31 protein-coding genes are annotated in these 25,040 nt (G+C 33.1%); 10 read left to right on the top strand and 21 right to left on the bottom strand.

Annotated features, from left to right (window positions below; translation table 11 throughout):
• The first annotated feature begins 4 nt into the window (after positions 1-4).
• Both ACIQ7T_RS23575 and ACIQ7T_RS23580 read left to right on the top strand, forming a co-directional pair.
• Positions 5-481 carry a helical membrane plugin domain-containing protein gene (locus ACIQ7T_RS23575; RefSeq protein WP_402874013.1) on the top strand — a complete coding sequence of 159 codons (477 nt, stop codon included), beginning with the start codon at positions 5-7 and terminating at the stop codon, positions 479-481.
• A 16-nt stretch (positions 482-497) separates the two neighbouring features.
• Positions 498-1,544: an Mrp/NBP35 family ATP-binding protein gene (locus ACIQ7T_RS23580; RefSeq protein ID WP_370075505.1), complete on the top strand. Its 1,047-nt coding sequence runs from the start codon at positions 498-500 to the stop codon at positions 1,542-1,544.
• Between the two features lie 182 nt (positions 1,545-1,726).
• Here ACIQ7T_RS23580 and ACIQ7T_RS23585 read toward each other — a convergent pair whose 3' ends face one another.
• Positions 1,727-2,014 (bottom strand): hypothetical protein, encoded by a 288-nt coding sequence (locus tag ACIQ7T_RS23585; RefSeq protein ID WP_370075507.1) that lies wholly within the window; start codon positions 2,012-2,014, stop codon positions 1,727-1,729.
• Positions 2,015-2,395: 381 nt separating this feature from the next.
• Here ACIQ7T_RS23585 and ACIQ7T_RS23590 point away from each other — a divergent pair, with 381 nt between their 5' ends.
• Entirely contained in the window at positions 2,396-3,340 is a 945-nt protein-coding gene (locus ACIQ7T_RS23590; RefSeq protein ID WP_370075509.1) for a tetratricopeptide repeat protein, read from the top strand.
• A 486-nt stretch (positions 3,341-3,826) separates the two neighbouring features.
• Here the strand turns inward: ACIQ7T_RS23590 and ACIQ7T_RS23595 are convergent, their stop codons facing one another.
• From ACIQ7T_RS23595 to ACIQ7T_RS23615, 5 genes are all read right to left on the bottom strand, one after another.
• Positions 3,827-4,027 carry a hypothetical protein gene (locus ACIQ7T_RS23595; RefSeq protein ID WP_370075511.1) on the bottom strand — a complete coding sequence of 67 codons (201 nt, stop codon included), beginning with the start codon at positions 4,025-4,027 and terminating at the stop codon, positions 3,827-3,829.
• 325 nt (positions 4,028-4,352) lie between these two features.
• A complete protein-coding gene (locus tag ACIQ7T_RS23600) occupies positions 4,353-5,228 on the bottom strand; it encodes an alpha/beta fold hydrolase (RefSeq protein ID WP_402874018.1) in 876 nt (291 codons plus the stop codon).
• Positions 5,229-5,546: 318 nt separating this feature from the next.
• Entirely contained in the window at positions 5,547-6,893 is a 1,347-nt protein-coding gene (locus ACIQ7T_RS23605; protein ID WP_402874021.1) for a lysozyme inhibitor LprI family protein, read from the bottom strand.
• 706 nt (positions 6,894-7,599) lie between these two features.
• Positions 7,600-7,857, bottom strand: a complete 258-nt coding sequence (locus ACIQ7T_RS23610) for a helix-turn-helix domain-containing protein (protein WP_402874024.1) — start codon at positions 7,855-7,857, stop codon at positions 7,600-7,602.
• Between the two features lie 34 nt (positions 7,858-7,891).
• Entirely contained in the window at positions 7,892-8,086 is a 195-nt protein-coding gene (locus ACIQ7T_RS23615; protein ID WP_402874027.1) for a hypothetical protein, read from the bottom strand.
• 175 nt (positions 8,087-8,261) lie between these two features.
• On the opposite strand from ACIQ7T_RS23615, the gene ACIQ7T_RS23620 reads away from it, so the two are divergent.
• The 4 genes from ACIQ7T_RS23620 to ACIQ7T_RS23635 all read left to right on the top strand — a co-directional run bounded on the left by ACIQ7T_RS23620 (position 8,262) and on the right by ACIQ7T_RS23635 (position 10,400).
• Positions 8,262-8,474 (top strand): helix-turn-helix transcriptional regulator, encoded by a 213-nt coding sequence (locus tag ACIQ7T_RS23620; RefSeq protein WP_024364944.1) that lies wholly within the window; start codon positions 8,262-8,264, stop codon positions 8,472-8,474.
• An 89-nt stretch (positions 8,475-8,563) separates the two neighbouring features.
• The gene (locus ACIQ7T_RS23625) at positions 8,564-9,163 is read left to right on the top strand and encodes a hypothetical protein (protein WP_402874031.1); all 600 of its coding nucleotides are present in this window, start codon (positions 8,564-8,566) and stop codon (positions 9,161-9,163) included.
• A gap of 254 nt (positions 9,164-9,417) precedes the next feature.
• The gene (locus ACIQ7T_RS23630) at positions 9,418-10,023 is read left to right on the top strand and encodes a DUF4879 domain-containing protein (RefSeq protein ID WP_370075521.1); all 606 of its coding nucleotides are present in this window, start codon (positions 9,418-9,420) and stop codon (positions 10,021-10,023) included.
• Between the two features lie 35 nt (positions 10,024-10,058).
• Positions 10,059-10,400: a hypothetical protein gene (locus ACIQ7T_RS23635; RefSeq protein ID WP_053592712.1), complete on the top strand. Its 342-nt coding sequence runs from the start codon at positions 10,059-10,061 to the stop codon at positions 10,398-10,400.
• Positions 10,401-10,556: 156 nt separating this feature from the next.
• Here the strand turns inward: ACIQ7T_RS23635 and ACIQ7T_RS23640 are convergent, their stop codons facing one another.
• Positions 10,557-10,727, bottom strand: a complete 171-nt coding sequence (locus tag ACIQ7T_RS23640; protein ID WP_402874036.1) for a hypothetical protein — start codon at positions 10,725-10,727, stop codon at positions 10,557-10,559.
• Between the two features lie 99 nt (positions 10,728-10,826).
• Here ACIQ7T_RS23640 and ACIQ7T_RS23645 point away from each other — a divergent pair, with 99 nt between their 5' ends.
• The gene (locus ACIQ7T_RS23645; RefSeq protein ID WP_402874039.1) at positions 10,827-11,372 is read left to right on the top strand and encodes a site-specific integrase; all 546 of its coding nucleotides are present in this window, start codon (positions 10,827-10,829) and stop codon (positions 11,370-11,372) included.
• Positions 11,373-11,666: 294 nt separating this feature from the next.
• On the opposite strand, the gene ACIQ7T_RS23650 is transcribed toward ACIQ7T_RS23645, so the two are convergent.
• The 3 genes from ACIQ7T_RS23650 to ACIQ7T_RS23660 all read right to left on the bottom strand — a co-directional run bounded on the left by ACIQ7T_RS23650 (position 11,667) and on the right by ACIQ7T_RS23660 (position 15,097).
• Positions 11,667-13,130, bottom strand: coding sequence for a hypothetical protein (locus ACIQ7T_RS23650; RefSeq protein WP_402874042.1), 1,464 nt, complete (start codon positions 13,128-13,130; stop codon positions 11,667-11,669).
• Positions 13,131-14,068: 938 nt separating this feature from the next.
• A complete protein-coding gene (locus ACIQ7T_RS23655) occupies positions 14,069-14,539 on the bottom strand; it encodes a hypothetical protein (RefSeq protein WP_402874044.1) in 471 nt (156 codons plus the stop codon).
• A 111-nt stretch (positions 14,540-14,650) separates the two neighbouring features.
• Positions 14,651-15,097, bottom strand: coding sequence for a hypothetical protein (locus tag ACIQ7T_RS23660; RefSeq protein ID WP_402874047.1), 447 nt, complete (start codon positions 15,095-15,097; stop codon positions 14,651-14,653).
• A gap of 63 nt (positions 15,098-15,160) precedes the next feature.
• Between ACIQ7T_RS23660 and ACIQ7T_RS23665 the strand changes: the two genes are divergently transcribed.
• On the top strand, positions 15,161-15,238 hold the full coding sequence (locus ACIQ7T_RS23665; protein ID WP_402874091.1) for an SHOCT domain-containing protein: 78 nt from the start codon (positions 15,161-15,163) through the stop codon (positions 15,236-15,238).
• Positions 15,239-15,441: 203 nt separating this feature from the next.
• On the opposite strand, the gene ACIQ7T_RS23670 is transcribed toward ACIQ7T_RS23665, so the two are convergent.
• The 11 genes from ACIQ7T_RS23670 to ACIQ7T_RS23720 all read right to left on the bottom strand — a co-directional run bounded on the left by ACIQ7T_RS23670 (position 15,442) and on the right by ACIQ7T_RS23720 (position 24,354).
• Positions 15,442-16,224 carry a hypothetical protein gene (locus ACIQ7T_RS23670; protein WP_402874049.1) on the bottom strand — a complete coding sequence of 261 codons (783 nt, stop codon included), beginning with the start codon at positions 16,222-16,224 and terminating at the stop codon, positions 15,442-15,444.
• A 354-nt stretch (positions 16,225-16,578) separates the two neighbouring features.
• Entirely contained in the window at positions 16,579-17,322 is a 744-nt protein-coding gene (locus tag ACIQ7T_RS23675; protein WP_402874052.1) for an N-acetylmuramoyl-L-alanine amidase, read from the bottom strand.
• Positions 17,322-17,582 carry a phage holin gene (locus ACIQ7T_RS23680; RefSeq protein WP_402874054.1) on the bottom strand — a complete coding sequence of 87 codons (261 nt, stop codon included), beginning with the start codon at positions 17,580-17,582 and terminating at the stop codon, positions 17,322-17,324. The genes ACIQ7T_RS23675 and ACIQ7T_RS23680 overlap by 1 nt, the downstream gene beginning before the upstream one ends.
• Positions 17,572-17,856, bottom strand: a complete 285-nt coding sequence (locus ACIQ7T_RS23685; protein WP_402874057.1) for a hypothetical protein — start codon at positions 17,854-17,856, stop codon at positions 17,572-17,574. The genes ACIQ7T_RS23680 and ACIQ7T_RS23685 overlap by 11 nt, the downstream gene beginning before the upstream one ends.
• A 61-nt stretch (positions 17,857-17,917) precedes the next feature.
• A complete protein-coding gene (locus tag ACIQ7T_RS23690; protein WP_402874060.1) occupies positions 17,918-18,229 on the bottom strand; it encodes a hypothetical protein in 312 nt (103 codons plus the stop codon).
• A gap of 86 nt (positions 18,230-18,315) precedes the next feature.
• Positions 18,316-18,540 carry a hypothetical protein gene (locus ACIQ7T_RS23695; protein WP_402874063.1) on the bottom strand — a complete coding sequence of 75 codons (225 nt, stop codon included), beginning with the start codon at positions 18,538-18,540 and terminating at the stop codon, positions 18,316-18,318.
• A 20-nt stretch (positions 18,541-18,560) separates the two neighbouring features.
• Positions 18,561-20,351, bottom strand: coding sequence for a phage tail protein (locus tag ACIQ7T_RS23700; RefSeq protein ID WP_402874065.1), 1,791 nt, complete (start codon positions 20,349-20,351; stop codon positions 18,561-18,563).
• A gap of 121 nt (positions 20,352-20,472) precedes the next feature.
• Positions 20,473-21,444: an acyltransferase family protein gene (locus ACIQ7T_RS23705; RefSeq protein ID WP_402874068.1), complete on the bottom strand. Its 972-nt coding sequence runs from the start codon at positions 21,442-21,444 to the stop codon at positions 20,473-20,475.
• A 103-nt stretch (positions 21,445-21,547) separates the two neighbouring features.
• Complete coding sequence (locus tag ACIQ7T_RS23710) at positions 21,548-21,925, bottom strand: hypothetical protein (RefSeq protein WP_402874071.1); 378 nt, start codon at positions 21,923-21,925, stop codon at positions 21,548-21,550.
• Positions 21,926-22,034: 109 nt separating this feature from the next.
• On the bottom strand, positions 22,035-23,984 hold the full coding sequence (locus ACIQ7T_RS23715) for a right-handed parallel beta-helix repeat-containing protein (RefSeq protein ID WP_402874073.1): 1,950 nt from the start codon (positions 23,982-23,984) through the stop codon (positions 22,035-22,037).
• Positions 23,985-24,027: 43 nt separating this feature from the next.
• A complete protein-coding gene (locus ACIQ7T_RS23720; protein ID WP_402874076.1) occupies positions 24,028-24,354 on the bottom strand; it encodes a zinc-finger-containing protein in 327 nt (108 codons plus the stop codon).
• Here ACIQ7T_RS23720 and ACIQ7T_RS23725 point away from each other — a divergent pair.
• On the top strand, positions 24,328-24,960 hold the full coding sequence (locus tag ACIQ7T_RS23725; protein ID WP_402874079.1) for a phage integrase SAM-like domain-containing protein: 633 nt from the start codon (positions 24,328-24,330) through the stop codon (positions 24,958-24,960). The two genes, ACIQ7T_RS23720 and ACIQ7T_RS23725, sit on opposite strands and share 27 nt — an antisense overlap.
• The last annotated feature ends 80 nt before the right edge of the window (positions 24,961-25,040 follow it).

Raw genomic sequence — 25,040 nt, forward strand, 5'->3', positions numbered from 1 at the left:
TTTCATGGCTGCACCAATTACGACAATTCAAAAAACGCAAGTAACAGAAGAGCAACTAAAAGAAGAAAAGTTAGAGAATTTAAAGCAACTTCTTTCTGAGAATGAAGAAATGGTGAATCAGGTCTTTACGATCATGGCAGAATTAAATGATATTGGAGCGCTAGAGGCAGCTACGAAACTACTTGAAGCAAAAGAGGATGTTGCACATATCGCTCTTGGTCAATTAACGCGTAAGCCTGTGACGAATATCATCAACAACTTAATGGGTGTTGCAGGAGCATTAACCGAATTGAATCCAGAAACAACAACAAAGCTTATTGAAGGCTTAAATACCGGCTTAGATGAAGCGAACAAAGCCGTTGAAACGGATGAAAAAGTTAGCGCCTTTAAGTTATTCAAAATGTTAAACGATCCTGATGTCAATCGTGCTGTAAACTTTGGCGTTCACTTCTTAAAAGGGCTTGGCAAAGGCCTAAAATAGGAAGGTGGTTTCTAATATGCTAACGAACGAACACATTTTAAAAACTTTGCAAAAAATCGATGACCCAGAGCTTCATAAAAGCATCGTTGACTTGAATATGGTACGCAATATTCAAGTCAACGGTACGGATATCTCACTTGATATTATCTTGACTATTCAAGGATGTCCTCTGAAAGCCAAAATCCAACAAGATGTTGAAGAAGCGTTGAAAGCAATCGGCGCATCAAATGTCTCCATTACATTTGGTTCTATGACAGATGACGAACGTCGTAGTTTAACAGCTTCTTTAAAATCAGAAAAAGTTACGGATAAAGGTATGCCTAAAATGCTTCTACCCGATTCTGGTGTCAAATTTATAGCAGTTACTAGTGGTAAAGGTGGCGTCGGTAAATCTACCGTGACGATTAACTTAGCAGTAGCTCTTGCCCGTCTTGGAAAACGTGTAGGTATTTTAGATGCCGACATATATGGATTCAGTATTCCTGCCATGATGAAGATTCAACAAAAGCCAACAATGATAGACCAAACAGCTATTCCAGTAATAAGTCATGGTGTAAAAATCATGTCGATGGGCTTTTTCACAAACGAAAACCAACCTGTCATGTGGCGTGGCCCAATGCTCAACAAATGGATTCGTAATTTCCTTGTTAATACACATTGGGATGAATTAGATTATCTCCTTATAGATTTACCACCTGGTACAGGAGATGTAGCCATTGATATGGCAGCAATGATTCCACAAGCACAAGAAATTATTGTAACAACACCACACCTTGCAGCTTCTCATGTTGCTTCTCGTGCGGGTCTGATGGCTCAACATACGAACCACACGATTCTTGGTGTTGTTGAAAACATGGCTTACTTTGAAAATTCAAATGGTGAAAAGAACTATCTATTCGGTCAAGGTGGCGCAGAAAAATTAGCAGATGAGCTTCAGACAAGTATCATCGCTCAAATTCCATTTGCGCAACCTGAGGAAAATACAGGTTCTTCCGTTTATGACGAAGACTCCATTATCGGTGAGGTATTTACCCACCTTGCAGAAGATATGATGTATCAATAAAGTGAAACTTTCATCAGTGGGCGGGTTTCTTCATCCCCCTACTTACCCATCAGGCTTTTGCAGGCAGTTAATCTCTCGCCTAAGAGCATGATAAAACACAAAAATCCTTGTCTCGTTTAACACGAGACAAGGATTTTTTAATGGAGCCATGTTCAAATTTGAAACACTCCCCTATATGTAATTCAATAACCAGCCTTTTTTAAAACCTGCATAAAATAAAAACGGTACGTATTTGTAACAAAAGAATCCAAAGGCAGCCCAACATTTAATTGATACTTTGTAAAAATAAAATAAAAACGCTTATCCCATTTTAACCGTAATAATTCCCCAGCATCTTCACCGTATTTCTCCGTAAATTCCTCAATTAAAGGTTCAATCATATAGTAGCAATAGTCTTTTAAGTTTGCGAGGGCCTCTATATCTTTCTCCTTTTGAAAACGTGTAATCCAATCTTCTAGTTGTTCATTCATGTTAAAATCCATCTCTCTTTTTTGAGTTTCTTCCTATTATATTATAACTCTTTTTATAGGTTTTCGCTTCTTTCGTTTCTTAGATATTTTGTTTTGGGTTGATAAAATAATGAGCTTTAAATCTATTCAACATTTGAGATGCTCACCTAATGAATAATAACTTGTTGATTAGATTGTATCCCCTTTTTCTGTAAAAAAACTTTTCATCATTGGGTTGGGAGTCCGAAAACTCATGAATGTTTTATTGTTATGTCAAAAAGTCAAATAGATTTTTGAATATCAAAATAGCTAATAATATGAAGTGTTAATAAGGATTTTTTTACTACGAAAGTTGAGTTATAATAAAAAGGTTATAGGTCTTTTAATAAAAGGAGTAATTACATGGCTGGAAAACAAATTAACCCAATATTAATTCAAGCATTAACAAATCAAGAAATCACTGAAATCCCATCATCCCCTACGTTCAAGTATTTAGGCGGGACATATGTAAAGTCAGTCGTCGATAATTTTAAAAAAGTAATGACTCAGCATGAAAAAAATGAAATCATGATGACTTGCAAAAGCTGTAACAAATCAGGCAAATATAATATTGGAACCATGTTCATCAAAGTTCCTACAAATAACCAAAATATACAGAAACCAGAACAACAGTACACTGGGTATTTCCGTTGTAAGCATTGCAATACTGCTGGACAGTGGGAAGAGTCGTCAGAGCTATATATGTTTAGCATTGCAGCTCTATTGGCACCCGATAACGAAAATAACTCTGTTCAATTTGGTGAAATGCAACTTTTTGATGGCACTTCACCAAAATATGCTACAGATGGAGAAGAACATCTCTTACATTTAATTTCCTCTTCACCAAGCAACGCTTTATTATGGAATAAACTAGGTAATTTATACATTACTGGTGCGAGACCTGAACTTGCAATAGCAGCTTTTGAAAAATCTATTGCTATCGATCCAAATCAAATAGAGTCACACCTGTCTATTGCCAATATTCTTAAAGACATTAAGGATTATCAACATACTATTCATCATTTGCATCAGATGATGTTATCCGCAGAGCATTATGAGCATCTTAATGCAAATCGTTTAAGAGAATTATTAGCGTACGGAATTTGCACAAGTTTCATCACTTCGGTTGAATCAAAACAGAAATATTCACCGCTTCCTACAAAAGAGCAAGTAATGTCAGCTGATAGAGAAATTAATCTAGCTACTGAAGAACTCCTTCAAGGTATTGAATTATATTCTGATGACGTAACTTCATTTTATCCGCTCGCCGAAGCATTTATGGGAAAACGAGCTCAAGAGTTAAATTAGAAGATACTATTAATTATACTAAAAGTTCCAGCTGGGGCTTTGCCGCTGACGCGCAGAGCAAAGCTTCCCGGAGACGTTCGATGAGCCGCTTGTCTTTCCATTTTCTATCCTTGTCAAACGTATTCTTAAAAAAGGTAAAGCGCCTCATTCCCTTCCTGTTTCCATTCGTTGTAGGAAAAATAAAAGTAACTCATTTTATCTCCCTGCCATACCGATAACGCAATAACAGAACTTAGTATGGCTGCAGGTGGGAATCAAAAATGTACATGGTTAAACGAGCATTTTTGTACATACTAATAAGCGCATTTATACTCAATCAATCCTGTTGCTCCAGAAGTGGTTAACTTGCTAGTTTTGTTCCAGGTAACTTTTCAATAATGCTTAATTCAACCAATTTTGAAACTAAAGGGATTAAATTTATGAAACAGCTCAATCATTAATGTAATAAATTCTTTTAACTAGTGGATGTTAAAAATAGACATTCAGTTAATTTATGAGCCTTTGGTTATATTCAATCCACTTTTCCATTTCTCTCTCTACAGCTCGATTTTGCCATTCAAACCAAATACCTGAACACTCACTACAGTGACTATCTACTCCACTTTTTTTATGCATATCTTTACGTGTAAATACAGTTTTTTTACGACAGCTGTAGCAGTAAATTTCTAACTCTTTATCAAATTCCATAACGATCAACTCCAACATTTTTACACATATTTCTTTCCCTTTTTTATATAAATTATTCTAATTTACAAAAAAACATCACGGATGGTAGTGAGAACTTCAAAATTTATTAACCCAATAGAGGTTAAGTGCTATAAAATACATTTTTTCGGAAGTTGATCTAATCACATTAAGAATGAACAAGATGAAAAAAAGTGCCTCAAATCCTTGAAACAAAGGATTTAAAGCACTTTTCAGTTGATTCTAACTTGGCTCTTTTTGATCCTCACGAAGAGGTCTTCTTATGATTTATTAAAGCTAATCATTAACTTAATCCTGCATACAGTAGTCAGTCGCGACCTGCTTCATAAAACTTCTGCGCCACCATTGCCGGCCTTGTACGCGTGTCCGTAAAGTGGTCACCGTCGCCTACAATCAGGCGGAACTGCCCGAGCCGACTGGACATATTCGGATGCCAGCCGTAATTCTCTCCTCGTGGTAATGCGTTGTCTTGGTAGAAATAGACATAGCTTTTGGGCGTAGGTAGCGAGTAGAACGTTTTAAGATCCAGTTTCTCAAAAAGCGGCTTAGCCGGTTCTGGCGTAACGCTTTCATACATCCGTTTAGCTTCCTCTAAAGTGGCCGTATTAACGAACGAATCCCGAAACAGGGAAAACGGCATAAAAATCGTATCGTCCTTCGAACTGGCTCTGAGCTGTTCAAAACCTTGTATCATTTGGGGCGAGAATTCGTCAGCAACTGATTCTCCGTCTTTCAGTACGAACGCGTCCCAGAAGACAAGTCGCTTTATGCGATCCGGAACCTGTTCCGCAACCTTTTGAATGACTGATCCTCCGAAACTGTGCCCGACGAGAACAAAGTTACGTAGATTCCATTTTGTTATAAAATCAACGACGGACTGCGTGATCATCGCATGCGTGACATTTTTATTCGGATCTTCGCCATGACCTGCGTATTCAGGTGTATAGACGTCATGCCCTCGACTGCGCAACTCTGCAGCTACTCCATCCCAGAAGTGAGCATCAGCCCAAGCACCATGCACAAGCACGAAAGTAAGCCGTTGCTGTGAGGGTAAATGGTGTCTTTCATCAAATTCAATGGCACTATTGCTCCAAGGAGACCATCCATCAGAATAAGGTGGGTAATAAAAACTGTTGGGCATAGACCTATAATCGGGATAGGGAAGTTGAGGATAAGGAAACATGAGCAAGCACCCTTTCAATTCGACATATATTATCAGCTTATGCCCAATGTATTTGAGAGGTTCCCACAGTCAAATCTTCTAAATGTTGTACAGCTACGTTCATGGCAGCAATCCTTTCCTCGAGATTGCTTTAGGTTCCACTCTGGATGCTTTATAATGTTTTCACTCGAGTTTTCTAAACAATCTATAAAAGAGCTTCCCCATAATTTATGGGAAAGCCTTTAGATTACTCCATGCTGGCGCACTAAAATAAGAGAACAAATCTTTTCACTATTTTTTTATAGAGTAGATTATTTAATTTGATAATATGAAATTTAATTAGCGCGTTAAGGTATATTCTCGTGTTCCATCAAACGATGTAAGACCATCACCGTTAACAGTACGCGTTAGCATAATTTTATTATCTTTTAATTGTATCGTTCCGCTACCAGGGGCATCTGCATAACCGTCATGAAATGAAAATTCTGCATATCCCTGATTGTTCAATGATACAGTTACGGAATAGTCATCAATTTGACGGCTTTTCTGAGTGTATTCAAAAACATTAACAATATACTGATTATCTTTTATACTAAAATTTAAAGACATACCACCATTTTCTACAACATTACTATTACTCTTCCATTCTCCTACGTACTTATCAAAGTTGGTTGTAACTATTGGTGCTTGCTTGGTAGATGTTCGCTCTTCATTTTTTGACAAATAAAGCTTCACAAACTCATAGGAACGAGCTCTCGTGTATTCTACAAGCTTACTTGCTTTATCTATACTTTCCATCGCCCCACCTTCATTTTCTAGACCTGCCTCTTCTACTGCTAAATCTCTCTCTTTAATCCATTTCCGTTGAACCAAGCGGAGTTCATTAAATTCTTCAGTCGGGATGCTCATTTTAATATCCCCATAAAGCTCATTTAACAAATTATCCCACGCAATATATTTTTGATTTAACTCTTCTAAAATATCCGATGTGACTCCTGAATTACCCTTTGTATATGTTGCTACTAGGTTCTCAACATTAATTAATTTTTGCTTGTATGGATTAGTGGTTTCAATAGCTTGTACTTCTTCTGGGACTGTCTTTTCTTCTACTGATTTTTCTACTATCTTATTTCCACGTATATAATCATGTAACTTCCATGCACCATCTTCGTACATTAATTCGCTAATGTCTTCTCGTACGAAGTCGGATATAACATCATCAATATCTGCTATTACCTGTATATGATTGATCCCTTTTGTTTTTACTTCAATTTTAGTATATAGTGGTGCGCCCGGTAGGAATGTATTTTCACATCCGTAACATAGTCCGTATATAGTCGTTTTTAATTTACCTTCAACAAACTGTTTTGTAACATATTGACGTAGAGTTGGGGTCATCTCCTTATAAATTTCTTCGTTCATACCAATCCTAGCGACATCATACTTTGCATCCATTTCCCCAGATATTTCAAAAATAGATTTTGTAATCACAGCTAGTAAAGTTTTTATTTCTTCTACAGTTGGTTCCACAATTGCTTCTTTTTCTATTGTGGTTTTCTCCTTAGTTGGTGCTTCTTCTTTTATATTTTCTTTTGAATCACTGGAAAATACAAATGCAATTCCTATACAAGTAATCACAAATATAACACTACCAGCAAAAATCCAATATTTATTAATGTTCATCATTTTATCTCTCCTATTTAACACGATAAAACAACATTCTATTAAAGAATTACGGTAAAGGGCCACTTTTAATAAGGTGAATATTTCAGTTAAATAGAAGGAGAACTATCTAGTTTGCGCTGAAAGAAACTCCTATTGGGTAAACTCCATGATCAAAAATCCACCCTAAATCTTCTGAAATAATGCTCATTTCCCTCGAGAATATTAGTTATAATCTTCTAATCTCGTCTTTTATAGATTCCATTTCTCTTCTAGTTGATTTTAAATTATATATCATTTCTTTATTTTGATTTAGAAACTCTTCGTTTTGTAATAATATAGTACATTCATTTAAATTTAGGGCTGAGCCCTTTCTTAAATACTTTATGTTTTTTTGTATGATATGTAGTATTTATCCAACTCCCTTTTTTATAGCTTTGTAAGTAACCCATTACTAGGTTTTTTTCAAACTTTTAAAATACTCCCAACTTAATCGTTTTAAAAAAAACTTCAATTTACCTATTACGATAACTACTCCAATTACCAAAAATAAAAACTTTGTAAAGTCACTTATATATCCGTTTATCGTTTCAATTTTTATAGTTGCAGCATGTTCTGCGTAAAATTCACTTCTTTTTTCTACCAAGTTACAATTTAAGTAGGATAAAACCACCATTCTTCTCCAACCAAATACTTAAAATAATACTATAAATAACAAAAAAACACTATATTAAAACACAATCCTAATAAATTTTGAAATAGCTCGGTAAACTGTCTTTGTGTTGATCTCCATTGATGCAGCGATGGTATTCGCTTTTAAGTGACAAACTCCTGGATACTCTAATGAATGAGAAGCTAACTTGAAAACGATAGCTCGTTCTGATTCTGTTAGGTCATAGTAATGTACAGTCATGTGGTCCTCCACACTCTTATCCATATCTGCTATTGTGTCGAATGTTGTGTATTGTGCTAGATATTCAAATGCCACCGTTTTCACCTCACTCTCTTGGTCCTTGTACCAATTATTTAAACTTTTCTTCTACAGCTGCTAATCCTTCGTTTACGATACCCAATAGTTTAGTTGCAAACTCGACAACTTCACTGGATTCGCCGTACTTGATAGTTCCTTTCAAGTAACCTTTTACGGTAGATAATACGAGTGTTTGCTCTAATAAATAGTTAGAACGTTCTTGCTCGAGTTTGAAATAATTGTTCACGGACGCCCATCCCTTTCATAATTAATTAGTTATATTTTTTCCTTATTGAATTAAATATATATCCAAAAGGTTATAATAGCGAGTATTTTTCATAACTTTTTGGATATATTTATTTCAAATATGGATTGATTCATATATAATAGAGGCATGAGTATAACTGATAGGAGGGAAAGCAATGAATGAAATGGGTGAAAAAATTCGTATTGCACTTATTAAAAGAGGCATGACATTGACGCAACTTGCTGAAAAGCTTGAAGTATCTCAACCCAACTTATCGAAGAAGTTAAAACGAAATAATTTTAATGAAGAAGAACTACGAAAGATCGCTGAATTGTTGGATATGAAGTTTGAGGCGCATTTTGTAATGGAAGACGGTACGAAGATTTAAAACAGATAACTAAATAAGGTTGTCTGTTTTTTATATGTACTTTTTACTCAAAATTACCTAGAATGGTAATATAGAGGGAAGAATTACAAATGAAAAAATTATTCTACATAGGAGCCATGTCTGTATTATTACTTTCTGCTTGTGGCGTAGATAAAGCTGAAGATACTGATAGTGCTCAGGAAGAATCAGCGAAAGAGAAAGAGAAAGAGGCTGAACAAGCTAAAAAAGAAGATAAAGCTAAATCAAAAGAAGAAAAGAAAAATGCTAATAACAATGACGATCTTGCCGATAAAGCAAAAAAAATCATAACAGATAAACTTGGTAAAAAGAATAATCAAAAGAAGGATACTGTCAAGAGCTATGCTGTTACTAATGAAGATAACGGCAAAGGATTTATTATTGAATTAAATGCCAACGAAAACTTTTCAGTAAATATGACTAAAAAAGGCATGTGGATGGATTCGAAAAAAATTCTTGAGCCACTTAGTAAAATGAATAATTTCGAAAAAATTATCGTGCATTGGTATTACCCACTTGTTGATACTTACGGAAATGAAAAAGATGTATTAGTAATGTCATTCGACATCGACAAAACTACTTTAAATAAAATTAAATGGGATAATTTCTTAACTGATAATGTTCCGAATGTAGTTAATAATTACTTTGAGCATCCAGCTTTGAAAAATTAGTCACTCAAATGAGTGGCTTTTTTCTTTCGATATAGAAATCATTTGATTTATATTTCACATGATTTAAAAGTAATTCTACAACCTGTGTTTCATCAAATATAGTTTCATGTTTTCCAACTTAAATACTACCATTTAATAGAACAGTGAAATGTTAAATTTATTAATTAATACAAATTAAGGAAATTTATTAACATATTTACATTTGAACCGATAATATCCTTGTAACACAAAAAAATCAAAAAGGAGATGTACATATGAAAAAATATTTACTAGCTGTTGGAATTTTAACAAGTGGGTTGTTGGGACTAAATACAGCTGAAGCTTCAGAAATAGAAAAAGATACGATTGAAGCAGATCCATTAATTGAAAAGCTAAAAACAGAACACCCTGATTGGACTATTACACAGGTAACTTCAGATGAGGCTGCTAAAGTTAAAGAAGAATTAAAAAATAGTCCAGTTCTAAGAGGTCCAGCAGCACCATTAACAGCTCTTTATATTGACAAAGTAGTATCTCAAGTTGGAACAATCAATGAACGTACTGAGAATATTGGCTTGCAGCAAACTTCTCATGCAGTTTCAGGCACTGTTTCTGTAGCAGTTATGGAAGTTGGTTATGGAAATGACAATCAATGGTTAGATGATGAGCGTATTACTTATCAAAATCGTGATTATAAAATTAATGTAGCTAATATAGATACAAATAATGACAGAATTATAGATGCGTTTTATCATACAGTAACTTTTAATTCAGACTTAAAAATCTCAAGTGGAACTTCTGCATTATATAAGTTTAATTCTACTTCACAAAATTACCCTTGGAACACCATTGAAAGAACTATAAATATTCCACATTTATAATTCAAGAATCCATGGAAGAGAGGTGTATTTTTAAAATGGTTTCTATGGAAGATTTGAGTATAAGGTTAACTATCCTTCAAGGAGCTTACGGATATAAAGGTTTTACTGAACAAGTTGGCGAGAATATGTATAAAACTGATTTGAAAGCTTTTCAAGAAACAATAGAAAATGCAAAAGAACCTATTGATGCTAGTAAAGTTTCAAAGTTATCATCTGATCAAATTAAAGTGTTACAAGGTGCCCCAAGTGGTAGTTGGTTAGTTCCTTTATTGAATAGAATGGGACAATTAGGGATGATTGATTTGCGAGAGGGTCTAGTAAACCCTAAATTATTCCAATATACTTCGACAATAAATGCTTATAAACGATCGATTTAAGACATTTTAACGGAAACACAAAAACCCAGGACTCAAAATTAATTGAGTACCTGGGCATTTTGTTCAAAATACGATTTTTTTAGAACTTATGTAGCTCTATAAAGAAGATTGTTTGCATTTTCTGTAGCAAAAACAGATTACAGTGTTGTGTCACAGTTAATAAACAACAACTTCAAAAGATATATACATACCATTTGTGTAATGTTTATGAACGACAGCTGTTCCACGCTTCAATGGCTTAAGCGAGTTACCAGTTAAGGAAACTATATTAGCACCTGAAATAATTTCTACTTTACTAGTATCAGCAAAAATATGCCTTTGACTCATCGGCATACTTATGTATGATGTATTATAAAATCTATCATCTGGTAATTTACAATTGGGACTTGCAGCAGATGCTTGCTGTGTTGTTGTATAGAAAACCCTATGTTAATTTTGGCTTTAACTACAGGGGTTCGATATGGTGAACTTGTGGGGTTATGTATTGAAGATTTGGACTTTAAAAATAATCAAATTAAAGTACATCGCCAATGGAAATATAAAGAAGGCGGCGGCTTTGGTCCTTTGAAAACTGAACAATCAGAGCGTGTCATTAGCGTTGACAAATTAACGATGCGTACTTTAAAGCAACACTTAAAGCTTGTCGAGAATGATTTAGAAAATGTAAATAAGCTTGTCTTCTATGACCCTTCTTCGGATATATCCGTTGTAACAAATGATCGTTTAAATGACACGTTACGTTCTATTTTAAAACGATTAAATATTAGTCCTCTAATCACTGTACACGGTCTAAGGCACACACATTCAAGTATATTGCTTTATAAGGGCGTTTCTGTTCTGTATGTCTCCGAACGCTTAGGACACGCTAATATCGATATTACTACTTCTACTTATGCCCACGTGTTAAAAGAAATGCGAGAGCGTGATTCAGAGCAGACTAGTCATATCTTTGAAAAACTCTATCTTAAATAATCAAAAATAACAAAGTAATATATATTCTTAACCCAACAAGAAATATTCCATAATAAATACAACAATTTATCATTATAGAAGACGATAGTTCATTATACAAAATACGTAAAATAAACTATCGTTTTTTATAAAGCACTATTTTGAATATAAAAAGTGAATCCACCTTGTGTGAGTTGATGTCGATAAAAATTCTTATTTAGCTGCCCGTCTAAATTTACTCTAATCTACACTCAAAACCTTTATATCTCAATAACAACTCCATCTTGATTGGATAATTCAATAACTTCTAACATATTAACATTCGTTATTTATCTTTAAAATTGCTTTATTAGTAACTTCAACTAATTCTTTTAATGCTTCTTTATGAAATATAGGTAATGCTTCTTTAAAATAATTCAAGGATTTATTTTTAATAAAATCATCATTATTCATATTGAATAAATCACTATACAATTGCCCTAATTTCAAATTAATTTTGGCCAAATCTATTGTATTGAGTTTATTTTTATAAACTTCTTCCGCTAGCTCAATATAATAAATGGAGTTATTTATATTTTCTTGTTTATCTTTGAAGCTAGCCATTAAATGATATGCATTCCCTAATTGATAGTTCAATTGTGCATTTTCCATTGGATTATCCGCCATTGTAAATATTGAGAGTGCTTCTTTAAATGCTTCAATAGCAAGTTTCAAATCATTCTCATTATTTGTAATTTCTGTTTTACGAAGATAATTGATTCCAGATATTTTTGAGGAATACGCAAAATCAACTGGAAAGTTATCACGAGTTCTAATTTGTAATGCTTTTGATGAAAATTTGATTGCCAATTTTATATTATTTTCTGGATTTTCTTTATAAGATAATTCTCTATAAGAATTGCTCAAATTATGGTTAATTAATGAGTAGTTAATAGGATAATTTTCAATCCCATATACAATTAACGCTTTCTCTAATAATTCTATAGATTCTTTAAGATCCAATACATCAGAAGTCAACTCATATTTTTCTCTAAGTACTTTGGCAACATTAACTATAGTATTAACATATAATGTACTACACTTGTCTACATTTTCTAATATCTCATTATACAATTCTAGCGACTTCTCTAGATTATCGTATTTATCTGAAATAATAGATAAACTTACGTAAGTATTCCCCATACAATTCAGAGTTTGTAAATATCCTTGAAAATCCTTTTCTTTCCCAAAAGTGATATTAGATTTTTCATAAAATGTTAATGCTTTTAAATAGTTATCTTTACTATTTCTAATCTCTGCAATTCTACAATAAGCAATACCTAAATTCGAATAATTATCAGCTAAACTTTTTTTATCCTCTATTTCTTCAAAAACTTCTATCGCTTTATTATATGCATTAATTGATTTTAGCAAGTTTATCTCACGGTCTTTTTTTCTAGAATATAAAGTATAAGCTTTTCCTAATTGTCCATTAATAAAACCATATTGTGAAGTATATTTATTTTTTGATATATCTTTCAAAATAGCCTCGTATATTTGAATGGAATCCTGTAAAAATCCTTTTTCGAAAAAAACGTTTGCCTCAATAATTTTATTTTTCAAATCTTTCTCAGAAATATTCGATTGAACATTCTGATTTACAATTTGAAGTACTGTTGAATCTTTAATATCTCCTGTATTAATAGACTGTTCTAAGTCTTTATTATTCGTATCTAAAAACTTATCCGATTCTACCTTCGAATTAAAAGTTTTTCTAAATATCTCCTTTAGATTCTTCAATTTTTAGTATCTCTTCCTGATTGAATAATAGTTGAATTGTTGACATCACGAGTATTCATTGTTTGTGATATATTCTCACCTGAATTGGTACTTTCAATTTTATTAGAGTTGCTATTTGAGTATTGGTAACGAACAAGCCCAATTATTACTATAATTAAATAGATTATTATGAGGATGCAAAGTATATAGATTAAAGAATGCGGCAAAGAATCTTTAATAAAACTCAAAATATTAAAGTTAGTTAAAGTCATAAGATCTGATCCTATACTTAGTGCCCCAAGAATTATTACTGCCCCTATATACCGAAATGGATATAAGAATATTTTTAACAATATTAGTTCCTCCTAAAAAATTTATTAAAATAAATATTTGAGTCAGTGCAAAAGTTATTTCAAAAACTAATCTAGTTTTCCAATCTTGTTGTATAATTCTCGACAACTCAAATATAAAGCTATCCATATTATACCACCTTGATTATTAAAAATATTTAATATGTTTTTTATTTAAAATAATGAAATAAGATTCCATTTTTATTAGGTAATATATTCTGCTCTAATAAAATATCCATAAATTAAAATAGAGAATATCCGTATGTATCACACTCGTGTCCAAAGTTCATTATTCATAATTAAATCTTGTGTAGAAAATGTGTAGAAACCTTTCATTTTCTATCCTTTTTTAACTTTTTCTCAAAAACAAAAAAGCACCTCAAACCCTTGATAACAAAGGATTTGAGGTGCTTTTCTGTTGGTTCTAACTTATTCTATCGGAACCTGATTACGTCCCAGGAGGACATACTACAACGTTGATATATCAACTGTTTATACTTATAATGTTTACCTTTTGTTTACCTTACTTTTTAGACCACCCATCACGGAGTGGTCTTTTATTGATTATTGAAATAAACATCCGTTATTTAAACAATAGCTATGTGTTAATCACTGAATTAGAACATTCCCTAAATATTGAGCATATCCAGCTGAAATAGTAAATTCAACTTCTAATACATAATTCCCTTTATCTAATGGGAATTGGAATTCTCTAAAGTCATCTAAAGCAAGCTCGGTTCGTTTGCCATCTTTTAATAAGGCAATAGTTATTTTTGGATCAGTCCATATATCCCCACCATTATTTTTATTCTCTCTAAAGTCCAACTTCATCTTTTGACCTGGAAAAACCTTTATTTCATCCAATGATGATGCGTATTTAATAATATCTTTTTTTGTTTTCTCCACTTCTTCACTTGCCGTTTTCCAGCTGATATTTGCTTCTGTTAATTGAAACTCTAAAGATAACCCTTCAAAATATATATGAGCAGTTGGCACCCCTACATCATAATCTTCACCAATACAACCTGTTAATATGGAAATTAAAAATAACCCTATAAATAATTTGAACAATCCTTTCATATTCGACCTACCCTCCCTTTATCAATCGAAAGTATATATCATAAATTGTAACATATGGAACAATAGTTTAATAATACCTTGTGTTACCTTCATTAAGATTATTTCCTCACCCTACCATTCCAGCCAATTTTCTAACGATTGTTTACAATGCACTATTGATTGTGGAAGGCTATCACGCTCATTCAACCAATTATAGAAAGGTACAGGACGTTCTTTAGATGCAGTTTCTTCTATATATGATGATTTATCCGTTTTATTACTTAATCGCTCTACAGCTTTGTTATATGCTCCTGCGAATACGGCTCTTAATGTACTTGCGATTGTTAATGTACCGTTCGCAATATCACGGATAATGTTAGCTAAAACGTCTTTAGCGTTCACAAAATCACGTATATCGTTCATTTTTGTAGCCAGTATGCACTTATGCAGTTGGTCTTTTAAATCGTCTCGGATAGGCAATGAGTGCATGAAATCAAACAGCATAACCTGGTACTCGTTCATGTATTCTTTTTTCTTTTCAGCTTGCAAAGCTAATTCATTTTCAAGACTATGCAGCAATTGTTGCAGCTTTTAAATGACATGCTCCTGGATATTCCAAAGCATGACTAGCAAGTTCGAGAATTGAAGGAACTATTAGAGGATGAATTAATCACTCAAGAAGAATTTGACGCGAAGAAAAAGCAATTGTTAGGGATATAAAATAATGAGTGGATATAAAAGAAGAGGTGACGATTGGTGGATAATATGAATTATCTAACCTTACCGTTCAATGTATTCTTTGACTTAACGCTATTAAGTGAAGAGCTAACTTCTATAGTAGATAAATCTGATAAACAAGAAAAAGACCTAGGCAGCATAAAGCTTTCTAGGTCATTTAGGAGTTTTATGGTATTAATTAATAATTAAAAATCAGCAGTATAGCTTTCGTTTACTGACTGTGCAGAAGTTCCTTTGGCATTCCAATAGACTCTACTAGTAATTGTACCGTAAAGTTGTTTAGCATTCACTCCACCAATACCATGAGTTATTTTAAAGTCTCCTTGTGCATTAATATCATAACCTACTTTCTCAGCCTTATCATCTGTTACTTTACATGAAGCTGAAATATCAGTTACAAGACTACCTTTTGTACCAGAATTTGAACAAGAAGTGGCTTTTAATCCATAAGAACCCACTGAATAATATGTAACTAAACCTAATGCAGCATCGGGAAGTAGAAGATTTTCCACTTTATACACAATATTATATTGATAACTACCGAATTTTCTACTTATGTTAGGTATAAAAGCTCTAGACATAATATTATTAAAATTATCTTCAACTGAAATAATATCTGTTGAAGTCTCTACCTTAACAATACCACCACTTTTCGGTAATTCATGAATAACCTCTGAACTATAACCGTCTTGCTGAACATCTATTAATGTAGAATCTAAGTCTTTCAAATCTTCTTCTAATAAATCAATATATTGATTTATTACCTCTGGATTTGTATTTTCAATAATTTCTTTCTTTTCAGCATCTTGCAGTGAATCTACTTTGATAACTGAACCTTGAATCTCGCTCTTTAGCTCATCAATACTGTTAATTTCGTAATTAGACTCTGAAGCTAAAGCTGAATCACCTAGGCAGAATAAACCAACACTTAAAAAAATAGCAGGGCAAATCTTTTTCGTTTTAAACACGTTATTACCTCCAAAATTAATCAACATTTTCTCTTTTTAAATGATACCATAATTTCCATAATATATAATATCATCCATTATATTATAATGTCAATTCTATACATTAATGGTATAGTAAATGTATGATTTTATTAAAAGCGAGGTCCTTATCATGGGAATAGATATATTCACTCTTTTAGTGATATTTTTAACAGTAATCATATTGTTAGTCCTACCAGTTTCACTAGTTGTTATATTAGTTAAATATTTAAAGAAAAATAATTCTTTATTAGAAGAGTTATTGAAACAAAAGAAAAAGTCAGATTCTTAAAAAAAGCCCAGGCTCAAAAATTATTTGAGTACCTGGGCTTTAAATCATTCTGCTACTATATTTGTTACCTGAGCTAACTTGGCTGTTTTAATTTTACTAGCTCCACCTTGTGCTGCAGCCATTCCAGTAAATGTTCCCGTTTTAACACGCCACAACTTGCCGTCTGGTTCAATATAAGCTACCCAACCAAAACGATGTTTTAACACATCAAGTACATTTTCGGCTGCTTGTTGTGTGCCGTATGTTCCAGTAAGTACACGGTATTTATTATTGTCGATAGCCGGCTTTTGTTCCTGGGTATTACCACCTGCGCTTTTAACCATCGTAATAAATTGTGACCACGAAATTTTACCTTCTCGCATATTCCGAGGGCAATTTTTACCGCTAAAGTGGTTATGTTGAACAACGTTTTGGATAGGAATGTTTTCATCCTTCATAAGTTTAGCAACTAGCTCTGCGGTGTTTTGCATTGCCTTTTGATAGTTACCGTCACCGTTTACACAAACCTCTACTTGTATACCTTGATTATTACCTGTCGTGCTTCCTGCCGCCCAACACTTCCAAGCATGTTCAAAAGATTGCACAGCTTCTTTATCATCCACAGTATAATGCCACGATGCATCACGGCTATTGCCGTTGTATTGTAATCGTGCGTGCGCGTCTGCATCTGCCCCTGAACGTGTATTATCCGTTTCATGAACAACGATAAATTTTTTAGCGTTTCCTTTGCCATAAGAGACCCTATTCGCTTGCGCATCAGGAACTAACTTTTTACGAACTGTAATCATTATTGTCCACCGTCCTTTGGTTTGTTATAATCCATTGCTAGTTGGCTATCTGAAACGCCTTTTGTTGTCGGGTCGATGATAATACCAAGCAAACCTAAAATGCTTAGAACCGTTTCAGAAATGGCCGTAATTTGATCGTTGTATATTGTAATATCGACATTAAAAATGCCCGCTATTTGATTAGCGAGCACTAGTAGTAAAGCAATTAATGACACCCAAAACTGTTTGTGGCGTATACGGACTTTCCAATTAATTTTCATGTTGTACACTCTCCTCTTTATTCTTTTGAATACCAGCTACCTTTTCCAACACAACAATTCGGACTTCATGATTATTGATACGTTTTGCTGATTCTTTTGAAGTTTCGTCAACCTCGTTTAAATGTTGATTCAATCTTTCTATACCATTAGTTAAACTGAGTAGCGTTTTATTCAGATTGTTAGTAATACGCCAAATGAATAAAAGACCTGCAATTAATGCTGATACAATCGGCAACCAGTTATTAATTGTTTCCACCACTGTACTCACCTTCATTTCAAATATAAAAGCCCTCCACAGATGTGGAAGGCATAAAAATTTTTAAAAAATTTTTGATTTAAAGATTTTTTTTCATTTCTTCAAGATACTCAACTAATTTAGAGAATTGTTTTATTGTTGATTTAACTCCATTAATAGTTGGGATTTTATTAAACACTTCATCTGTAAGCGCTTGTGTGTTTTTTGTCGTTACTCTTTTTAAGACTTCTTCTTCCACCATCCCATTTAAGCGCTTGAAAATTTCAATTCTCCCATTTAACGTTTGAGTTTCCTCTAATAATTTATCTAATTCAACTTGTTTATCTTGAATAATACCTTGGAAATTTTCAATTTCAGCATCGATCATTTCAACAGTTAAAGTAAAATCCATACTTAAATCTCCTCCTTTTCATCTACTTCAATTCGACAAAAGGAAAGGATTTCCTTCTTAATTAGACAATAAAAATAACGCTAGGCTTATGCCTGCGTTTGATCTGATTGCTCTTCTTTTACATCTTCTATTTGTTCTCCACTAATGATTGGAAATAAACCTTCTACTACATGTTTAGATAATAAGATACCCCCAAAGTTAACAAATAGTATTTGCGGATTATTTAATAAGTCTACTAAATTATCCGTATCAATACTTGCGCCTGTTAAATTAAATATTTCACCTGTTCTTAATCTCAATTCGTAATTCAAATTATTTTTCTCCATTTCTTTTATTTGTTTACAATTTCTATCCAACCGTATTCGTAACCATTTTTACGAACATATAGTCTATTTGCTCCGTTATGGTCTAATCGTAAATCATAAGAGTTAGAGCCTATTGCATAACCATTCTGCATATTTAGATAACCCTCTGGAATCCTAACACCACCCATAGCAGATAAAATAATCTGGTCACTATAAGCTTTGATTTGCATAGCTCCTGCACCACCACCGAAGTTAATATTATAGTTACCTGTCCAACTTTGACCAATATTCAACGTATTACCTACCGTTATATTATCTGTAACTTGAATACTTGTAGCTCCTGAAATAGTACCGTTAACCATTACAGCGCCATTTAAATTTATTTTATCAGCACTAATAGAAACAGCATACGGATCTTGGTTAATCATAGATGTAATAGTACGTCCGTTATATTCATCTTTCTTGACAACTTCAAATCTAATTTGATTTTCTGTTTGCGTAATTTTCGAATTTGTTTCATTAAATCTACTATTTACTGTAAATTCAAAACCAGCAAGGTCTTGTCTCATTGTTGAAATTGCACGACCATTGTCATTAATACTAGTCCTAAACTCATTAGAAGTTTGTACAAACTCAGACGAGAGGTTGTCTACTTTATTTTCAATCCTAGTTGAAATCTGTTGAGATGTTATTTTAAACTCTGCTAAACTCTTGTTTGTTTCATCTACACTAAGTTTAATCTCTTTATCAGTTAGTTCTAACTTACTTATTGATTCCCCAATAGTTTCAACTTCCATAGTAATACGGTCATTTGTTTGCTCAAATTTTGAACGGGTAATTTTTTTGTTTTCATCAATCTCAACTTTTTGGGAAATTAGAATATCAGATGTTGAACGTGGAACACGATTACCTAATACAACTGAAATAGTAGTTAATCTGCCATTAACGAAGCCTTTATTTTGTGATAGGATCCGTGTTTGAAATTCCATTCCCATCGGCTCGTAAATAAGCCATATACGTTCACCCAGTTCTTTATTTGTTAGTTCAATTGAATCTAACTCAAATGTTACCTCTGGAAAATCTGTAAGCATACTTCTAATATGGTCTACTAATGCTTGGCCATTTGTAAATCTATCATCATGTACAGGATCTGCTTCACGCTTTCCGTACTTTTGAGCATAAGGCGATTCATATGATACGAATAATTGTCCACCAGATTCACTAGCTGCTCCATAACCTTCTATATATGTCTTTAAATTAGTTGTATCAACATTTTTGGATAATGCCTTTACATTGTATCCGTAACGATACTGAGCGTCATAATCGCCACCTACTTGTTTAGAAAAGTGAATACGATTATTGGGCATAATTACATACTCACATTCGTATACCTGACATAAAGCCTGAACCAATGCAATTATGTTGTTGTCACCAAAGTTTTCTATTAATCGATATTCATTTAGGTCGGTGTCAAATGTAAATCTCCATGCTGTACCACCTAAAACGAATGTCAAAAACTCGTTAAATTTACGTGTGCCACCATAGATCTCGTTTTTTCTAGTGTCGATTAAGTCGTAAAACGTGCTTATAGCAGTTACGCTTTTTGCGTGTCTATTTTCCTTCATTTGTTTAACTCTGAAATCATAGTCTTCCACAGTAACAACACTTTCTACTTGGAGCATGTGATATGCAGGATTATTATCAACATTAAAAGTATTAAAGGAGATTGTGAAATTCCCCTTGACCTCTTGCTCCATTTGAAAATTATTAAATTGTATCAGTGGTTCTGTCTGGTTCCCGTTTGTGATGATTAGCATTTTTATCACATCCTTTCAGGTAAAAGAAAAAGCATCCTCAAAAAGAGGACACTTCATTAAATATTTGATATTAAAACTTTCACGGCTTACTGAACAATATGGAACTAATCTATCTAATCTTTTACAACCACCTTCGATTAATAATAGATTTATTAATCCGGCCTACAATTTTTGAAAGTACATATGCAGATATTATTATCGTAATCAAATAATCTAAAATTCTAATCCACAAAACATCCGATACTTTAGGCATTCCATAAATAAATAAGAATTTACCTTCAATTAAATATAACTCATAAGATATAGTTCCGATAAAAGCTAATATCTTTGATTTACATTTAGTTATTATTAAAAAGGAGCATATACCGAAAGTCAAAAAAATACTACTTACTGACAAAACACCGTAAAACGTCAAGTCAAAAACCTTAAAAATATAATGTAAGAATAAACGAAAACTTATTACTGTTATTAAAATTAATATTATATTTTGGTACTTGATTTTCACACTGTATTTATTCATTATTGAGAATCCATACGCAACAACAATTCCAATAGGAAATGCAAAAGTGTAAAAATTCCAATCAAATATTACATTGAATGATGTAACATAGAATATTAGCGAAATTGATATAATAAGTAGAACTTTTAGTACATTTTTAATCGGAAGTATAAATACGACAAAGAATACTATATACCACATAAAAATATAAGTTATATACCACATTGTTGGATCTACCGGATAGTTAAAATTTAATCCGAATAGCACTTTTACTATCTGAATGGATCCATATTCTACATTAAAGATTATCTTATCTACAATAATCCAAATAAGTGTAATGATTATATAAGGAATAACAACCTTAGAAAATCTCTTACTTAAGAAGTTGAAATGGATACCATTTTTCAAATAAGATTGTGTTAAACCGTAGCCAGACAATATTAAAAAAATAGTTACTCCCCAAACACCTGCATAATCAAATTTATCAGATGGCATGTTTATTATATCTAATAAACATAAGTGCCCGAAAATCACAAAAATTATTCCAATACCTTTCAGTTGATCAGTAATACTTTTATTCAATTCATATTGCATACATTTTCCCTCACTGTTATTTATTTCATTCCTATAAAGATTAGAGGTATTATTGTATTTTTACAATACTATATTTCTTACTTTTTTAATTTATTGGATTCAATTATGGATAAGCAGTAAACATTACAAATGGTCTGGAAGTAACTTCAGTAAATTTCAAAGTAAATCCATCCTGATTCATAGCCACCAGTACACATTCACAAACAATAGCGCCATTTGAATCTTTCAATGTTATCGCTTTACCATCTGATGTTGATGCTGTAGAAATAGTCCCACTCTGTACACTATAATGGCTAATAGACTTTTTCTCTGTTATCTTTGAAACACAACGCTGTATTGAACTTACACTAGCTAAAACAACATCAAACTCTAATAATCTTGGCTTAAATCCAACTCCAGTAATAGAAAAATCACCTTTAACGGAAGGTGTTTGAAATTCTTCTATTATAGGATTAGCTGAAGCATGACCGTTGTTATTCAATGTATAACTGTTAGCACCAAACTTTCCAGATTGAATAAATATAGCATTTATTTTATTACTGTTGAGATCATTATCTGTAATAGCTACATTGGTAACAGCTGCCCCATCGTTACCAATGGTTATTCCATAAACTTGTGTTTTTGTATTTTGAGTGTCTCTTATTATAATTTCTGGATATTTTTACGTGGTCAGGTTGATTTGGTATCATTTGGGTAGTAATAATACCAATCCCACAAGCCGTTGTAAAATGTTTGTTGTCTTGACCATTGTTTTCAACAATATTATCACTAACTATTACATCTTGAGTATCAGTTAATGAAATTCCATCAGATTGACAATTCATAATCGTATTTCCAATGACTTGAACTTGTTTCGCGCCACACTCTATTCCTGATGCAGATATATTCTTTTTTGTTGACCCGTAGATATAGTTATTAATATATCTAATTTTAGAAGCTGTGTTATTAGTGAAAATTGCGCTTTCTTTACAACTAATAAACTTACTATCCGATATCACTCCCTCTTCAACATGGAAATAAACACCACTCCAATTAAGATGTTCAAATTTACATTTATGGATAGTGATATTTTTAGAAATCGAGTTATCTACAGCTGAAGACACCCACAAAGCTGGCCCACCTTCTGAAGTAACTTCTAATTTCCCTGTATTAGTAAAATAACAATCGGTAATTTCAGAAAGATAGCATCCAGCTAAAGCAATCCCCATGTACAAAATATTTTTAAACTTACATCTTTTTATGTTGAAGTTTGAAACTTTAATTATAGACACAAACTCTGATGTTGTCCTAGGGATATTACTGCCTTCAAATGTTATACCCTCGATATATATATCTTTGTCATTATAGGTGTTTAGGTCTCCTGAATGTATACGGTTTGTTAATAATGGTTTATTCCCAGCTAATAAAGGTCCAGCTTTAAAAATCGCAGTATCTCCTACAATCCTTGTATTACTAGGAACAACAATTGTACTGTTAAATAGATAGGTTCCGCTTGGAAAACGCAATTCCTTACCTACATTATCCAGAATAAAAGCATTTACTGCTTCAGTATCATCTGTGACACCGTCTGCTATAATATTTGTCCCTATTCTCAACGCGTTTACTGCAGTATTCATTAGTTCATTTTCTATACTTTCGAGATCTGTTTGATTCGCTTTCTGCGCCAAATTTTCAGTAACTATCTGCTGATTTTTCGTGACTGTTTGCTCTAAATTTGTCACAGTCTGAGTGATTTCTGTTAGATCAGCATCCTGACCTGGTGGACCTTGCTCGCCTTGTGGACCTTGAATGGTTCCGATATTCTCCCACTCAGTACCAATCCATACGTATAAATTCCCCTTAATTAAATAGCCATCTCCTAGTTCACCAGTTAAAGGCAGTTCACTTTCGTCTGCAAGTGAACCTAATATTTTGGTAGCTGCACCTTGTTCACCCTTATCACCTTTTGCTCCTTTTTCAGCAAATATCGACCAATAAGCATTGGATTGAGTAGGCAAAGTAGGAGGTGTTTTTCCAAGGCTGTCCTGTAAGGCAATAAAGGTAGAGCCATTAAGAGTAGCCATATTGTTTTTATAATACTGTGTTGTATCATTCCAAGTGCCGCAGTGCTTCATATTGTTAATAAGCGATTGCATTGTAGTAATAGCTGTTTGTGCTTGTGTTGTCGCATCCAAAGCACCTTGTTTAGCAGCATTAGCATCTGATGTAGCAGTGTTCGCGCTTGAGATAGCGTTATTTACTTCTACAAGCGTCTGTGACACTGTATCAAGCGCTGTTTGCAGTGCTGCGTTATTCGCTTCTATCGCTTCCTGAGTTGCAGTATTGTTTACTTCAATAGCCTCTTGCACAGCTACATTAGCATTTTCTACAGTTTCATTTAAACGCCGAATCAATTCTTCTAGTTCTTCTCCGCCTGCTAATACATTGATTTGCATTTGAAGATGGGTATACCCTGACATAATCTTTTGCCAGTTTTCATTGATTTTTATTCGTTCTTCCCGAGTAATAGGATTTTCAGTACTATTTAAAATAACTGTCAAATTGTATTCTCCTTTCTATAAATATAAGAATCTAAAATCAAAATTAATGGACGAATGTAATTGGACGCAGTGGTGCATTAAAAGCGATGTTTGTTCGTACTAAGGTGAAAATTACGTGCAAAAAAACTGAAGCAATATAACGACTAACTTTTCCAAACTTCCATCGTACATCAAATCGTGCATGACACAATTTACGTAGTTCTCTCAATTCAGCGTTTGCCATTGTGCCAAGTGGTGTTTTACCTCGCCCATGTGTACCTACCCTAGCATCACATGGCCTACATACATATAAGTTGGTACGATAATTCGTGCCATAAAAATCCTTTGAACTGATAAACTCAGCTTGAGTTTGGCAATATGGACAAATCATTTAGTACGTGGAGCTCTCGGTGCTCTTGGTGCACCTGGTTTTGCTGTACGTGGCGCTTTTACTAAACACATTAATACCTATAACCGTTATTCTAATTCTTCTGAACGTGTTAAAGAATATTTCAAAGATAAACCTATTCAAAAAATAACTCGAGCAGATTATCAATTGTTTTTAAATGAATATGGAAAAGGTAAATCAAAGGAGACTGTTAGGAAGCTTAATACACACATAAGAGCTTGTGTAAGAGATGCAATTGATGAAGGATATATAACGATAGACTTCACTCGCAAAGTGGAATTAAACGCTACACATAATGCTAAGAAGAGTGAAGATAAGCACTTGAATTATAATGAAAGTGTTAAATTATATAATGAATTATTTAAACGGTTGTCACCTTCTACAAGTACCTATCATTTAATTTTATTAGGACTAGTATCAGGTCTTCGGTTTGGTGAATTAACTGGACTAACTATAGATTGTTTCGATTTTAAAAAGAACCAAATTAAAGTTTATAGAGCGTGGGACTACAAAAGAGGAACTGGATTCGGGCCATTAAAGAATGAACAATCAGAAAGAAAAATTTCTATAGATGAATCAATTTCATAAATCATATTTTCCAAGAGCTTAGACTACTCCTATTAAGAAAACTTACGTTTTTTAAAATTATGCTGCTTGAGTTTGTGATT

This window comes from Lysinibacillus sp. NPDC096212 (assembly GCF_044763105.1).
Taxonomy (GTDB): Bacteria; Bacillota; Bacilli; order Bacillales_A; family Planococcaceae; genus Lysinibacillus.

What these genes read in the sequence shown, in the direction of transcription:
- ACIQ7T_RS23575 (WP_402874013.1), top strand. Translation starts at nt 5, where the DNA reads ATGGCTGCACCAATTACGACAATTCAAAAAACGCAAGTAACAGAAGAG.
- ACIQ7T_RS23580 (WP_370075505.1), top strand. Translation starts at nt 498, where the DNA reads ATGCTAACGAACGAACACATTTTAAAAACTTTGCAAAAAATCGATGAC.
- ACIQ7T_RS23585 (WP_370075507.1), bottom strand. Translation starts at nt 2,014, where the DNA reads ATGAATGAACAACTAGAAGATTGGATTACACGTTTTCAAAAGGAGAAA.
- ACIQ7T_RS23590 (WP_370075509.1), top strand. Translation starts at nt 2,396, where the DNA reads ATGGCTGGAAAACAAATTAACCCAATATTAATTCAAGCATTAACAAAT.
- ACIQ7T_RS23595 (WP_370075511.1), bottom strand. Translation starts at nt 4,027, where the DNA reads ATGGAATTTGATAAAGAGTTAGAAATTTACTGCTACAGCTGTCGTAAA.
- ACIQ7T_RS23600 (WP_402874018.1), bottom strand. Translation starts at nt 5,228, where the DNA reads ATGTTTCCTTATCCTCAACTTCCCTATCCCGATTATAGGTCTATGCCC.
- ACIQ7T_RS23605 (WP_402874021.1), bottom strand. Translation starts at nt 6,893, where the DNA reads ATGATGAACATTAATAAATATTGGATTTTTGCTGGTAGTGTTATATTT.
- ACIQ7T_RS23620 (WP_024364944.1), top strand. Translation starts at nt 8,262, where the DNA reads ATGAATGAAATGGGTGAAAAAATTCGTATTGCACTTATTAAAAGAGGC.
- ACIQ7T_RS23625 (WP_402874031.1), top strand. Translation starts at nt 8,564, where the DNA reads ATGAAAAAATTATTCTACATAGGAGCCATGTCTGTATTATTACTTTCT.
- ACIQ7T_RS23630 (WP_370075521.1), top strand. Translation starts at nt 9,418, where the DNA reads ATGAAAAAATATTTACTAGCTGTTGGAATTTTAACAAGTGGGTTGTTG.
- ACIQ7T_RS23635 (WP_053592712.1), top strand. Translation starts at nt 10,059, where the DNA reads ATGGTTTCTATGGAAGATTTGAGTATAAGGTTAACTATCCTTCAAGGA.
- ACIQ7T_RS23640 (WP_402874036.1), bottom strand. Translation starts at nt 10,727, where the DNA reads ATGAGTCAAAGGCATATTTTTGCTGATACTAGTAAAGTAGAAATTATT.
- ACIQ7T_RS23645 (WP_402874039.1), top strand. Translation starts at nt 10,827, where the DNA reads ATGTTAATTTTGGCTTTAACTACAGGGGTTCGATATGGTGAACTTGTG.
- ACIQ7T_RS23655 (WP_402874044.1), bottom strand. Translation starts at nt 14,539, where the DNA reads ATGAAAGGATTGTTCAAATTATTTATAGGGTTATTTTTAATTTCCATA.
- ACIQ7T_RS23675 (WP_402874052.1), bottom strand. Translation starts at nt 17,322, where the DNA reads ATGATTACAGTTCGTAAAAAGTTAGTTCCTGATGCGCAAGCGAATAGG.
- ACIQ7T_RS23680 (WP_402874054.1), bottom strand. Translation starts at nt 17,582, where the DNA reads ATGAAAATTAATTGGAAAGTCCGTATACGCCACAAACAGTTTTGGGTG.
- ACIQ7T_RS23685 (WP_402874057.1), bottom strand. Translation starts at nt 17,856, where the DNA reads ATGAAGGTGAGTACAGTGGTGGAAACAATTAATAACTGGTTGCCGATT.
- ACIQ7T_RS23690 (WP_402874060.1), bottom strand. Translation starts at nt 18,229, where the DNA reads ATGGATTTTACTTTAACTGTTGAAATGATCGATGCTGAAATTGAAAAT.
- ACIQ7T_RS23700 (WP_402874065.1), bottom strand. Translation starts at nt 20,351, where the DNA reads ATGCTAATCATCACAAACGGGAACCAGACAGAACCACTGATACAATTT.
- ACIQ7T_RS23705 (WP_402874068.1), bottom strand. Translation starts at nt 21,444, where the DNA reads ATGCAATATGAATTGAATAAAAGTATTACTGATCAACTGAAAGGTATT.
- ACIQ7T_RS23720 (WP_402874076.1), bottom strand. Translation starts at nt 24,354, where the DNA reads ATGATTTGTCCATATTGCCAAACTCAAGCTGAGTTTATCAGTTCAAAG.